The organism is Rhizobium oryzicola (genome assembly GCF_030504645.1).
Classification (GTDB): Bacteria; Pseudomonadota; Alphaproteobacteria; order Rhizobiales; family Rhizobiaceae; genus Neorhizobium; species Neorhizobium oryzicola.
Window position 1 is genome coordinate 61,605 of sequence record NZ_JAUKWQ010000007.1, and the last position, 12,677, is coordinate 74,281.

10 protein-coding genes are annotated in these 12,677 nt (G+C 60.3%); 8 read left to right on the forward strand and 2 right to left on the reverse strand.

Annotated features, from left to right (window positions below; translation table 11 throughout):
* Position 1 precedes the first annotated feature (1 nt).
* From Q2T52_RS19145 to Q2T52_RS19155, 3 genes are all read left to right on the forward strand, one after another.
* The gene (locus tag Q2T52_RS19145; protein WP_302078434.1) at positions 2-925 is read left to right on the forward strand and encodes a nucleoside hydrolase; all 924 of its coding nucleotides are present in this window, start codon (positions 2-4) and stop codon (positions 923-925) included.
* On the forward strand, positions 922-2,706 hold the full coding sequence (locus Q2T52_RS19150; protein WP_302078435.1) for an adenine deaminase: 1,785 nt from the start codon (positions 922-924) through the stop codon (positions 2,704-2,706). The genes Q2T52_RS19145 and Q2T52_RS19150 overlap by 4 nt, the downstream gene beginning before the upstream one ends.
* Before the next feature lie 120 nt (positions 2,707-2,826).
* Positions 2,827-3,192 carry a hypothetical protein gene (locus Q2T52_RS19155; RefSeq protein WP_302078436.1) on the forward strand — a complete coding sequence of 122 codons (366 nt, stop codon included), beginning with the start codon at positions 2,827-2,829 and terminating at the stop codon, positions 3,190-3,192.
* On the opposite strand, the gene Q2T52_RS19160 is transcribed toward Q2T52_RS19155, so the two are convergent.
* Positions 3,189-3,941 carry a response regulator gene (locus tag Q2T52_RS19160; protein WP_302078437.1) on the reverse strand — a complete coding sequence of 251 codons (753 nt, stop codon included), beginning with the start codon at positions 3,939-3,941 and terminating at the stop codon, positions 3,189-3,191. The two genes, Q2T52_RS19155 and Q2T52_RS19160, sit on opposite strands and share 4 nt — an antisense overlap.
* Before the next feature lie 123 nt (positions 3,942-4,064).
* On the opposite strand from Q2T52_RS19160, the gene Q2T52_RS19165 reads away from it, so the two are divergent.
* Positions 4,065-4,817: a helix-turn-helix domain-containing protein gene (locus tag Q2T52_RS19165; protein WP_302078438.1), complete on the forward strand. Its 753-nt coding sequence runs from the start codon at positions 4,065-4,067 to the stop codon at positions 4,815-4,817.
* A 31-nt stretch (positions 4,818-4,848) separates the two neighbouring features.
* Positions 4,849-6,762 (forward strand): hybrid sensor histidine kinase/response regulator, encoded by a 1,914-nt coding sequence (locus Q2T52_RS19170; RefSeq protein WP_302078439.1) that lies wholly within the window; start codon positions 4,849-4,851, stop codon positions 6,760-6,762.
* A 9-nt stretch (positions 6,763-6,771) separates the two neighbouring features.
* Here the strand turns inward: Q2T52_RS19170 and Q2T52_RS19175 are convergent, their stop codons facing one another.
* Positions 6,772-8,553, reverse strand: coding sequence for an ABC transporter ATP-binding protein/permease (locus Q2T52_RS19175; RefSeq protein ID WP_302078440.1), 1,782 nt, complete (start codon positions 8,551-8,553; stop codon positions 6,772-6,774).
* Positions 8,554-8,864: 311 nt separating this feature from the next.
* Here Q2T52_RS19175 and Q2T52_RS19180 point away from each other — a divergent pair, with 311 nt between their 5' ends.
* From Q2T52_RS19180 to Q2T52_RS19190, 3 genes are all read left to right on the forward strand, one after another.
* Positions 8,865-10,493, forward strand: a complete 1,629-nt coding sequence (locus Q2T52_RS19180) for an AMP-binding protein (protein WP_302078441.1) — start codon at positions 8,865-8,867, stop codon at positions 10,491-10,493.
* Between the two features lie 117 nt (positions 10,494-10,610).
* Positions 10,611-11,747, forward strand: a complete 1,137-nt coding sequence (locus tag Q2T52_RS19185; RefSeq protein ID WP_302078442.1) for an ABC transporter substrate-binding protein — start codon at positions 10,611-10,613, stop codon at positions 11,745-11,747.
* A 9-nt stretch (positions 11,748-11,756) separates the two neighbouring features.
* Entirely contained in the window at positions 11,757-12,677 is a 921-nt protein-coding gene (locus Q2T52_RS19190) for a branched-chain amino acid ABC transporter permease (protein ID WP_302078443.1), read from the forward strand.

Genomic DNA, 12,677 nt, shown 5'->3' on the forward strand with positions numbered 1-12,677 from the left:
CATGGGCGCCTGGATCGATACAGATGTCGGCTTTGATGACATTGCCGCAGTGCTTGTCATGCAGCATCGCGCTGGCGGCATTGATGGCATGTCGCTGGTGTTCGGCAACGCCCCCATGGCGCAGGTCGAGAAGAACGTTGCTGGTGCTGCATCCGCTTTCAACTGGACCTTTCCGATTCACCGGGGACGCGCGTCTCCGGTGCTAGGCCGTCTCGAAACGGCCCAGAGCATCCTCGGCGATCACGGCATGCCAACGGCGGGTCTTCACCTGCCGGAGGTTCCCGTGGTCCTGCACGTCGAGGATGCTTTCCATTCCCTCTGCCAATGGCTGGAGACCGGCACGAACCGTCGCATCCTGGCGCTTGGCCCGCTGACCAATCTGGCGGCAGTCGCCCTTGCCCGGCCGGATCTGTTGCCGGGCATCGGTGAGATCGTCTGGATGGGTGGGGGCGTGACGACCGGCAACCACACCGCCTCCGCGGAATTCAACGCCTTTGCCGATCCGGAAGCGGCGGCAATCGTTTTTGCCCACGATCTCCCCATCCGCATGGTGGATCTCGATCTCTGCCGCAAGGTGTTGGCATGGCCCGCTGATGTAGCGCCGATCCGCTCAGCCGGCGGGCGCAATGCCGCTTTGATCGCAGATCTGCTGGAAGGCTTCATCAACATCGCCATTGAGCGAGGCCGACCCGCCATGGCGCTTTATGATGCGATCGCGGCGGTGGCGTTCGTGCAGCCTGATCTCGTCACCTGGCGCGAGGCTCGTATTGATATCGAGCTTGCCGGTACCTTCACACGCGGGCGAACCGTGGTGGAGCAGCGCTCCGGCCGCGCACCGTTCAATGCGGCATTTGCCGCCGATATCGATGTCGAGGCTGCACGCGCCATGATCCTCGACGTTCTCAAAGAGGAAGCTTCGCGTTGACACGCCCCTTTGAACTTTTCGACCTCAATCTACCGGAACTGCGCCGTCGCGCCGTACAGGCGGCACGCGGGGAAGCGCCCTTCGATGTTCTCGTGGTGGGTGGAACCGTTGTCGATGTGATCACCGGCGAGTTGCGCGCTGCCGATATTGGTCTCGTTGGTCCGCTGATTGCCAGTGTGCACCAGCCCGGCACCCGATCGGATGCGGCAAGCACGATCAACGCGCGCGGTAGCTTCGTGTCTCCGGGCCTTATCGATACGCATATGCATATCGAAAGTTCCATGGTGACGCCCCAGGCCTATGCGCAGGCGGTCGTACCGCGCGGCGTCACGACGGTCGTTTGGGATCCGCATGAGTTCGGTAATGTCTGCGGCATGGCAGGTGTCGCCTGGGCGGCGGATGCCGTGATCGATCTTCCGCTGCGCGTCATCCTGCTGGCGCCGTCCTCGGTTCCTTCGGCGCCGGGTCTCGAACGCGCCGGCGCCGATTTCGGGCCGGATGCGCTCGAAAAACTGCTGGCCCGTCCCGACATCGCCGGCATTGCCGAGATGATGAACATGCGCGGCATCATTGAAGGCGATGCGCGGATGGAAGGTATCATCCAGGCGGGGCTTTCCACGGAAAAGCTGATTTGCGGGCATGCGCGGGGTCTGAGTGGATCCGATCTACAGGCTTTCATTACCGCCGGGGTGACCTCCGACCACGAACTGGTCTCGGGCGCAGACCTCATGGAAAAGCTGCGGGCGGGGCTGACCATCGAACTGCGCGGCTCGCATGACCATCTGCTGCCTGAGTTCGTTGAGGCGCTCAACACGTTGGGCCACCTGCCGCAGACGGTGACGTTGTGCACGGACGATGTCTTCCCGGATGATCTCTATGACAAGGGCGGGTTGGACGATGTCGTGCGCCGTCTCGTGCGCTACGGGATGAAACCGGAATGGGCGCTTCAGGCCGCGACCGTTAACGGTGCGCGGCGTTTGGGTCGGCAGGATCTTGGCGTCATTGCGCCGGGTCGCCGTGCGGATTTGGTGCTGTTTGAGGATCTTCAGGAGTTTGCTGCCCGCCGTGTCATCGTGTCCGGCCGCGAGGTCGCTGCCGGTGGTGCTCTGCTTTCGCCGCCGTCTCCGGCAGAGGCAAGCCCGCTTCTGGATACGATGCGGATCGACCCATTGTCGGCCGATGACTTCCGCGTTGTCTCGTCTGGGCAGCGGGTTCGTCTTGCCACCATCGACAGGCCTCGCTTCACCCAATGGGGCGACATCGAAGCCGATGTGCGCGATGGGTTTGTTGTTCGGCCGGAGGCCGCGACGCTCATTGCCGTTGCCCATCGTCATGGCCTGGCAGATGCAAAGCCGAAGGTTGGCTTCCTCACCGGCTGGGGTGTCTGGAAGGGTGCCTTCGCGACCACCGTTTCCCACGACAGTCATAACCTGACCGTCTTCGGTCAGGATCCTCATGATATGGCCTTGGCGGCAAATGCGGTGATTGCCGCAGGTGGCGGCCTGGCTGTTGCCGCGGATGGTGAGGTGAAGGCGGTGCTGCCGCTTCCTCTCGCAGGCCTCGTATCACCGGCTGGTCTGGCGGAAATCGCGTCCGGCTTTGCCGCGATCCGGTCGTTGATGGATGAGCTTGTCACCTGGCAGCCGCCCTATCTGGTGTTCAAGGCCTGCTTTGGCGCAACGCTTGCCTGCAATGCAGGTCCTCACCAGACGGATATGGGCATTGCCGATGTTGTGACCGGCCGCTTGCTGGAAACGCCGGTACTTTCTGTTCTCGAATGATGCCGTTCTTGATCCTGCGCAAGGCCGGACGCTAAAGCCTATGCTAATAATATGGTTGAGCCTGGGCAGGGAAGGGATCCCGCAGGCATCGTGGAGGGAGTTTTCCCTTGGAGGACAACCATGGACGCCGCTTATACTGTCAGCGAACTCTCTGCTTCGCAGGTTGATCGTGCATTTCCTTTGGCGAGTGCGGCGGATCTTGCCGGTAACATTGATGACTGGCGTCTCTTCTGCCTGGACAGGTTGGGGCAGGTGGATACGGCCGAAGAAGGCGAGCAGGTTCTGGTCTGCCTGAACCCGCTCGGTTATCTCAAGGGCCTCTACGTCATCCGCACCCGAAAGACACATGATGGCACTGTGCTGGAGGTGCCGTTACATGTGGTTGCCAGCGTTGTCGATGAAGAAGGTGTGCGCATGGCCTTCCAGCAGAAACTGGATCTGATGGCGGCCGACAAGGGCTGTCCGCGGGTCGAGTTCGGTGGTTAGTCGGCACCGGCAGCGGATTTTGCTGCGCTGGAGTCGCCGGTGAAGATATAGCCCACCCCGCGCACGGAGCGAATGAAGGTCGGGTGCGCCGGATCCGGCTCGATCTTCTTTCGCAGTCGCGCGATCTGCGCATCGATCGAACGGTCATAGGCTTCGAACTGTCGGCCGCGCGTCTGGTCCATCAACATTTCGCGGGTCAAAACGCGGCCGGAATTGCGCACCATCACTGCCAGCATGTCGAATTCGCCGGTGGTTAATTCCACTTCCTGCTCGCCGGGGTTCAAAAGGCGTCGACGGCTGATCTCCAGTTTCCAGCCATCAAACTCCAGAACCTGGCCGACGTCCTGGGCGACCGGTTCAACTGGCTTGCGGCGGCGCAGTATGCTGCGCACGCGCGCCAGCACTTCGCGCAGATGGAAAGGTTTCGGAATGTAATCATCCGCACCGACTTCGAGGCCGATGATGCGGTCCAGCACGTCATCGCGTCCTGTGAGCATGACAATCGGCACATCGGAACCGGCACGGATTTCCCGCGCAAGCGAAAGCCCGTCCTCGCTGTTGGGCAGAACAAGATCGAGCAAAATGAGGTCGATCACATTATCGGAAAGCGCCTTGCGCATGGCCTGGCCATCGCTTGCACCAATGACAACAAAGCCTTCATCCTCGAAATAGCGGGTCACCATCTGACGGATACGCGAATCATCATCGACAATGAGAATACGCTCGGCCCGCTTTTCAGGTCTGGACATACTATTATCCGGCTAATTTTGCTTGTTACAAACCGTTACATAATTCAACCCTCCGTAACACGCGCGGCATCCTTCTGTCACCGCTCGCAGCGAAAACTCCCTCAGCAAGAGAGAGGGACTCACATGCTTTCCACTGTTAACCACGCTCATTCAGCCTTTGCCGCAGTCGCCGGCATGAAGCCGCAACTGTCCACGCTTGATGAAGTTTTCGCGAGCGTTCCGCGGGAGAGCCTGGAAGTGGGCGAAGGCCTGTTCTGGCAAGGTGATCGCGCCCAGCACGTCTTTGAAGTGACGGAAGGTGTTCTGCGCATTTTCAAGATCATCGGCGATGGCCGCCGGGTCATCACCGGTTTTCTGTATGCGGGCGATATGGTGGGACTGTCGCTCAAGGATATCTACATCTACAGCGCCGAAGCGGTCACGCCGGTCAAGGTTCGCCGCCTCACCAGAAAGGCTTTTCAGGACGCGATCGAGAACGCGCCGGAGCTTCGCCCGCAACTCTTCGCTCTTCTGTGCGATGAAATGGCTGCCGCCCAGGACCAGATGGTGCTTCTGTCGCGCAAGAGTGCCGAGGAGCGCGTCTGCAGCTTTCTGATGCTGATTGCGCGCCGGATGCATGGCGCGCAGCAGATCGGCCGAATCATCCAGTTGCCCATGAGCCGTCAGGACATGGCCGACTATCTGGGGCTGACGATCGAAACGGTATCGCGCACCATCACCCGCCTGATCTCGCGCGGCGTCATCACCCCCAATGGTCGTCACGCATTTGATATCGCAAAGCCCGGAAAACTGCTTGCGCTGTGCGGTGACGGCGATAGTTATGAGGATCTTTGCGAAGGCTCCCTGAAAACGCGACAGGCTGTCTGGCCGCATTAATTGATTTCATCACGTGGGCTATGAGGGCCGAATGGGCGAAACCAACGAGCTGAGTGCAACACTGTCTGGACTTCAGGGCTTTTTGGGCCTGCTCGCGCCTCTGAATATCATTGTGCATGATGGGCTCGGGCGTATCGGCCATTGGAGTGCCGGCTCGGCGGAGCTGTTCGGTTGGTCCAAGTCCGAGGCGATCGGCCAGAACGTGATGCGCTTGCTGTTGGTGGACGCGCCGTCCTTGAACGAAATTCTGGCTTCGGTGGATCGAAACGGCGCCTGGAAGGGCAATCTCGATTATCGTCACAAGGACGGTCACACAATTTCGGTGTTGAGCCGCTGGGTGCCTGCAGGGTTGACGCCCGATGGCGTGCCGCTCATCTTGCAGGTCAACGAGGATTTCCGCGCGGCGCAGACGGTGCAGGAGCATCTGGCTGTGCGCGAGGCGCATTTCCGCTCCATCCTGCAGACGGTGCCAGAAGCGATGGTCGTCATCGATGAGCGTGGTACCATCACCTCCTTCAGCTCGACGGCCGAAGATCTCTTTGGTTACGAATCCTCCGAAGTCGAAGGTCATAATGTCCGCATTCTCATGCCGACGCCGGACCGCGAGAACCACGATCGTTACATCACCAATTACCTGACGACCGGCCAGCGGCGCATCATCGGCCTTGGCCGCGTGGTCAAGGGGCTTCGCAAGGACGGCTCCACCTTTCCCATGGAGCTGGCGGTTGGTGAAGCGATCTCCAACGGTCAGCGCATCTTTACCGGCTTCATCCGGGATCTCACCAGCCGTCACAAGATCGAGGAAGAGCTTCGCCAATCTCAGAAGATGGAAGCGATCGGCCAGCTGACCGGCGGCCTTGCGCATGACTTCAACAACCTGCTCACCATCATCAGCGGCAATCTCGAGATGATGGAAGCGAAGATCCATGATCCGAAGGTTCTGACGCTATTGCAGGAGGCGCAGGGCGCCACGGACGATGGTGCAAAGCTGACCGGGCAATTGCTGGCTTTTGGACGTCGCCAGCCGCTCAATCCCCGCATGACCGATCTCGGGCAGATGGTGTCGAACTTTTCCGAACTCATCCGCCGCACGATTGGCGATCGGGTTGAGCTTCGCACGGTCATTCGCGGCGGCGGGAACGAGGCGCTGGTCGACGGGCCACAGTTGCAGAATGCGCTGCTGAACCTGACGCTCAATGCGCGAGATGCCATGCCGGATGGTGGGCAGCTTTCGATCGAGGTCAGCCGCGTTCATCTCGATTTTGATTACGCGCAGATGTACCCGCAGGTGCGCGCCGGCAATTACGTGCTGGTCTCAGTCACGGATACCGGCAGCGGCATGACGGAAGAAGTGAAGCAGCGGGCTTTCGAACCTTTCTTCACCACGAAGACCATGGGGGCCGGCACCGGCCTTGGCCTCAGCATGGTATATGGCTTTGTGCGCCAGTCCGGCGGACATATCCAGATCTACAGCGAGGAAGGGCAGGGCACGAGCATTCGCCTCTTCCTGCCAGCCGCATCGGCCGCGACAGGAACGGTCGGTTCTTCGTCAGACCAGACGTCGGCGATCCCATCGATCCCGGGCGGCACCGAAACCATCCTGGTGGTGGAAGATGATCCGCGGGTCCGTCGCGTCGCCGTCGCTCGCCTCGAGAGCGCAGGTTACACCGTATTGGAAGCAGGCAATGCGGCCGAGGCGCTGATCGCCTTGGACCGTCATCCCGAAGTGGCACTGCTGTTTACCGATATCGCCATGCCCGGCATGCCGGGGGATCAGTTGGCCAAGGAAGTGCGCCGTCGACGGCCCGACATTAAGGTATTGTTCACGTCCGGCTATGCCGAGCCTGAAATCGCCGGCAAGGAACTGGCGGAAGATGGGTTATGGCTGAAGAAGCCTTATACGGCCCGTGAACTTGCCGCCCATCTGCGCCAGTTGCTGGACTGACAATTCTTATCAGTGCGGTTCTGCCGAAGGCGTCAGAGCCTGCAGGTGGATGGCGCGCGGCGAGATCGACAGGAAGACTTCGGACCGGCCGATGTAGATGATGGCCGCATCCGTGAAGCCATTCAGGAGCTTCAGGATTTCATGCTGGGTCTGTGGGTCCAGCGTTTCGAGCGCATCGTCCAGCACGATCCATTTGGGCGCGATCAGAATTGCGTTGGCAAGACGCAGGCGCATCTGGTCTTCTTCGTCCAGGGTGCGTTCCCAGCGGTCACGCGCGGAAAGCTTTTCGATGAGGCCATGCAGTTCCACGCGGTCGAGCGCTTCGATCATCTGCTCTTGCGAATAATCATCCGGCGAATTGGGATAGGCCAGCACCTCGCGCAATGTCGCATCCGGCAGATACCCCTTCTGGGCAATGAACAGCATGTCCGAGAGACCGGGAAGGCGGATCTCCCCCTTGCCCCAGGGCCAGAGCCCTGCCAGCGCGAGGAACAGCAGATGGCGGTTGGCGCGCGGATCGCCATTGACCATCACGCGCTCGCCCTGCGTGATTTGCGTTTCGCCGGTCAGGATCACGCCGCGCTCGGCACCGGTCGAGGCCGTACCCGGTCGCAGTTCGATGTCGCGAAGAACGATGCTGCCGCCTTCACTGTGAGAAATGGAAAGCGAACTTCCGGGAATATCCGTGAGGTCGTCCATCTGCAGCAGGGCGCGACGGAAGACGGAGACGCGGTAAAGCGCTGCCTTCCAGTCGGCAATCGGGCGGAAGTTGTCGATATACCAACGCAGTGCCGTGTTGACCTGGTTGAAGGCTCCGACCGCCATCATCAGGCCGCCGAAGGTGAGGTAGCCGCCGAAATAGGCGGGCGCCGCGATCAGGATCGGTGCAATGGTGGTCAGCCAGCCGAAACCTGAGGAGACCCAGGTGAGATTGGTCATGGCGAGCGCAAGGCGGCGCAGGATGATGAGAACCGCCGTGACGGATTGCTGGATGCGTCGCCGCTCGTTTTCCTCGCCATTGGTCAGCGTGATCGGCATCAGGTTTTCGTTGGCATGCATCAGCGCGAAGCGAAGCTCGGCTTCCTTGGAATAGCGCTCCGTGTTGAGGCGCGGCATGCGTCGGCCGACGAAATTGCTGAGCGCTGAGGCGCTGCCCGCATAGATGAGGGCAGCCCAGACCATGTAGCCGGGGATGACCACTTCCATGCCCCAGAGCCGAAGTGCGAAATCAGACGAGATGGCCCAAAGCACGCCGACGAAGCTGATGAGCAGGATCGTGGCGTTGACGAGACCGATGCTGAGATTGGTGGTGATCTCCGCCAGATTGCGGGCGTCTTCATGCAGGCGCTGATCCGGGTTGACGCCGAGCGGGCTGGAATTCGCCAGCTTCAGGGCGCGGCGGGGGCGCATCCACTGGTCGACCAGATCGCGGGTGAGACCATCGCGCATGTTGAGCGAGGTCATCTGGTTCAACCAGGCCTGGATGACATTGAGCACCAGCAGTGAACCGGCGATGACGGCAAACACCTTCAACTGCTCGAAGAAGGCGGGAAGGTTGCGTTGCTCCAGCGCATTGTAGAAGGGCGTGTTCCATTGGTTCAGGCGGTACTGCATGTAGACGGTCAAGAGGATGATCGTCAGCAGGGCTGCGGCCAGGCACAGAAGCCTCGTGCGTACATGCGAAGACCAGAAGGCCGAGCCCATCATTTTCAGCTGGGCGAAGAAACTGAAGTCAGCCGTTTCGGTCTCGAACTCCGACGTCTTGTCTGCTGTCTGTGCCGGCTCTGCCATTCACCATTCATCCGCATTCGTAACTCTGGCCACCATCCAAAAGATGGCAACTTCAGGTTCTACATTCAAAATCTAAAGCCTTGCCTTCCGCAACGCATCTTGGCGTGAAGAATTCGCGCATTTCCCGCAGACACGGTGAAAAAGGTGACAATCACGGCTTTCCCAGAATTATTACAAACTTAAAATTTCTGTCTTGCCAGACGGTGCAGCTGGTGCAATTCTCCTCATTACAAGGAGCGGCAACAGCTCCAGAAAATGTCCTTGTCGGGGAGGAAACCGGCAAGCGGCGTTCACATGAAGGGAACAGAGAAATGCTGGGACCGACGGGTCATCTGGACACGTTCACGCGTGACAATCTTCCGCCTTTTGACGAATGGCCGGAGCTTCTTCTCGACGGCTTCGACTATCCCGAATACCTCAATGCCGCTGTCGAACTCACGGACCGCATGGTGGAGAAGGGGTTCGGGGACCGCATTGCGCTGATCGGCAATGGCCGTCGCCGGACCTACAAGGAACTCGCCGACTGGACCAACCGCATCGCCCGCGCGCTGACCGAGGATTACGGGTTGAAGCCCGGTAATCGCGTGCTGATCCGCTCCGCCAACAATCCCGCCATGGTCGCCTGCTGGCTGGCGGCGACGAAGGCCGGTGCCGTCGTGGTCAATACCATGCCGATGCTGAGGGCCGGCGAGCTGGCGAAGACCATCGACAAGGCCGAGATCTCGATGGCGCTTTGCGATACGCGCCTGATGGATGAGCTTGTGGCCACCGCAAAGGAAAGCGCTTTCCTCACCCAGGTGATCGGTTTTGACGGCACCGCCAACCACGATGCGGAACTGGATCGTGCGGCGCTCAACAAGCCCGTGCAATTCGAGGCAGTGCGTACGGGCCGCGATGACGTTGCATTGCTGGGCTTCACGTCCGGTTCGACCGGCATTGCCAAGGCGACCATGCATTTCCATCGCGACCTGCTGATCATCGCGGATGCCTATGCCAAGGAAGTGCTCGCTGTCACACCTGACGATGTCTTCGTCGGCTCACCGCCATTGGCCTTCACCTTCGGCCTCGGCGGGCTGGCGATCTTCCCGCTTCGCTTCGGTGCCGCCGCCACGCTTCTGGAACATGCAACGCCGCCGAAGATGATGGAGATCATCGAGACCTACAAGGCGACGATCTGCTTTACCGCCCCCACCGCCTATCGCGCGATGCTGGCGGCTATGGATCAGGGCAAAGCGGATCTCTCCTCGCTGCGGATCGCCGTCTCTGCCGGTGAAACGCTTCCCGGTCCCGTCTTCGAGGAATGGACGACGAAGACCGGCAAGCCGATCCTCGATGGCATCGGCGCGACCGAGATGCTGCACATCTTCATCTCCAACCGTCTGGGTGAAGCCAAGCCATACTGCACAGGCCGCCCGCTGACGGGCTACAAGGCCAGGATCGTAGACGAGGCAATGAACGAAGTGCCTGTCGGTACTGTCGGGCGGCTGGCAGTCAAGGGACCGATCGGCTGCCGCTATCTCGCCGATCACAGGCAGAAGGACTATGTCCGCGATGGCTGGAACCTGACGGGCGACAGCTTCATCCAGGATGAGGACGGTTATTTCCATTTTGCCGCGCGTTCAGACGACATGATTATCTCCGCCGGCTACAACATTGCCGGGCCGGAAGTGGAGGCAGCGCTTCTAAAACACGAGGCGGTGCTGGAATGCGCCGTGATCGGCGTGCCGGATGAGGAGCGTGGCCACATCGTGCAGGCACATGTGGTGCTGGCCGATAGTTCGCAGGCCTGCGATGCGCTGGCCAAGCTTCTGCAGGAGCATGTGAAATCGGTCATCGCGCCCTACAAATATCCACGTTCGATCATCTTCACGGATGCGCTTCCTAAGACGGAATCCGGCAAGATCCAGCGGTTCAGGCTGAAGCAGCCGACGGCTGCTTGATTTTCGAACATCCACCTCTGGATGTTTCGCATTGCTTATGAAAGGGTGGCCAAAAACAAGAAGCCACCCGGCAGACATAACAACAGGAACAGCAGCTTAACGAACGGGAGAGTACGGATGAAAGCGATTTTGAAAGCCGCCACCATGGCGCTGGCGCTGGGAAGCTCGACGCTTGCCATGGCGGAACCGATCAAGGTGGGCCTCATCACCACGCTGTCCGGCGGCGGTGCGGGCCTTGGCGTCGATACGCGCGACGGCTTCATGCTGGCGATCAAGCAGTCCGGCAACAAGGACATCACTGTCGTCACCGAAGACGATGCGCAGAAGCCGGAACTGGCCGTGCAGATTGCCGACAAGATGATCCAGAGCGACAACGTGGATATCCTGACCGGTATCGTCTGGTCGAACCTTTTGATGGCCGTGGTGCCGGGCGCTGTTGCCCAGGGAAAGCTCTACATTTCCACCAACGCTGCCCCTGCAGCTTTGGCCGGTGAAAAGTGCGATCCGCTCTATTTCAACGCCGCCTACCAGAATGACAATCTTCATGAGGCCATGGGCGAATATGCTAACAAGGTCTACAAGAAGATGTTCATCATGGCCCCCAACTATCCGGCGGGCAAGGATTCGCTGACCGGCTTCAAGCGCTATTACAAGGGCGAGCTTGCCAAGGAAGTCTACACGCAGGTGGGCCAGACCGATTATGCCGCCGAAATCGCGCAGATCCGCGCCTCCGGCGCTGATGGGGTCTTCGTCTTCTTACCCGGCGGCATGGGCATTTCCTTCATGAAGCAATATGCCCAGTCGGGCGTGAAGATCCCGGTCATCGGTCCCGGCTTCTCCTTCAGTCAGGATGTTCTGCCGGCCATCGGTGATGCAGCACTCGGTGTGAAGGCCTCCGGCCAGTGGTCGAAGGATCTGGACAACGAGGCGAACAAGAAGTTCGTGGCCGGTTTCCAGAAGGAATATAACCGCCTGCCTTCGCTCTATGCGCTGCAGGCCTATGATGCGGCCCAGCTGATCCTGTCGGCATCCTCCAAGGCCAGCATCAAGGATGTGAAGGCTTTCGCGGCCGCTCTCAACAAGGCCGACATCCAGTCGCCGCGCGGCAAGTTCAAGTTCAACAACAACCGTCACCCCATCCAGGACATTTATGTGACGGAAGTGGTGAAGGAGAACGGCACGCTGACCAACAAGATCGTGGAGAAGGTCTTCACCGATCACGGCGATGCCTATGCCAAGGACTGCAAGAAGTAAGGCCCATTCGTGACCTTCTCTCTCGTTCTCGAGCAATTGCTGAACGGCGTTCAGCTCGGTGTGATGCTGTTTCTGATGGCAGCCGGGCTGACGCTCATCTTCGGCGTCATGGGCCTGATCAATCTGGCCCATGGTTCGCTCTACATGGTGGGCGCCTTTGCCTGCGCGGTCGTGGCGGCAGCCACCGGTTCCTTCTGGCTCGGCCTTGCCGCGAGCCTCGCCTTTGCAGCTGCCGCCGGCGCGCTGATGGAAGTCGTGGTCATTCGCAGGCTTTACGGCCGTGATCACCTGGACCAGGTGCTGGCCACCTTCGCGCTGATCCTGATCTTCTCCGAGGGGACGCGCTGGGTCTTCGGATCCTTTCCGCTCTACCTCGATATTCCGCAATTGCTGCAGGGCGCGGTGCCGCTGCCCGGTGGTACGGCCTATCCGCTCTATCGTCTGGCAATCATCGTAACCGGCGGGCTTGTGGCGATCGGGCTCACGCTTTTGATCTCGCGGACGAGGCTCGGCATGCGCATCCGTGCGGGCGAAAGCGACCGTGAAATGATTGCCGCACTCGGTGTCGATATCCGCACGCTCTACACGCTCGTCTTTGCGCTGGGGTCCGCCCTTGCGGGGCTGGCCGGCGCCATGGTCGGTGCGTTGCAATCGGTGCAGGTCGGCATGGGTGAGCCGATCCTGATCCTCGCTTTCGTGGTGATCGTGATCGGCGGCATCGGTTCGATCAAGGGGGCCTTGATTGGCGCGCTGCTGGTTGGCGTGGTCGATACGATGGGCCGTTTCCTGCTGCCGCAGATCGTCGGGCTCTTCATGTCCTCCGCGCAGGCTGGCCCCGTAGGAGGCGCGATTGCCTCTATGCTGATCTATCTTCTGATGGCGGCGATCCTGGCGATCAAGCCGCGCGGCCTCTTCCCGGCGCAGGCATGA

Excerpts from the sequence above, each read along its gene's own strand:
- Q2T52_RS19145 (WP_302078434.1), top strand. The coding sequence starts at position 2 with ATGGGCGCCTGGATCGATACAGATGTCGGCTTTGATGACATTGCCGCA.
- Q2T52_RS19155 (WP_302078436.1), top strand. The coding sequence starts at position 2,827 with ATGGACGCCGCTTATACTGTCAGCGAACTCTCTGCTTCGCAGGTTGAT.
- Q2T52_RS19160 (WP_302078437.1), bottom strand. The coding sequence starts at position 3,941 with ATGTCCAGACCTGAAAAGCGGGCCGAGCGTATTCTCATTGTCGATGAT.
- Q2T52_RS19165 (WP_302078438.1), top strand. The coding sequence starts at position 4,065 with ATGCTTTCCACTGTTAACCACGCTCATTCAGCCTTTGCCGCAGTCGCC.
- Q2T52_RS19170 (WP_302078439.1), top strand. The coding sequence starts at position 4,849 with ATGGGCGAAACCAACGAGCTGAGTGCAACACTGTCTGGACTTCAGGGC.
- Q2T52_RS19175 (WP_302078440.1), bottom strand. The coding sequence starts at position 8,553 with ATGGCAGAGCCGGCACAGACAGCAGACAAGACGTCGGAGTTCGAGACC.
- Q2T52_RS19180 (WP_302078441.1), top strand. The coding sequence starts at position 8,865 with ATGCTGGGACCGACGGGTCATCTGGACACGTTCACGCGTGACAATCTT.
- Q2T52_RS19185 (WP_302078442.1), top strand. The coding sequence starts at position 10,611 with ATGAAAGCGATTTTGAAAGCCGCCACCATGGCGCTGGCGCTGGGAAGC.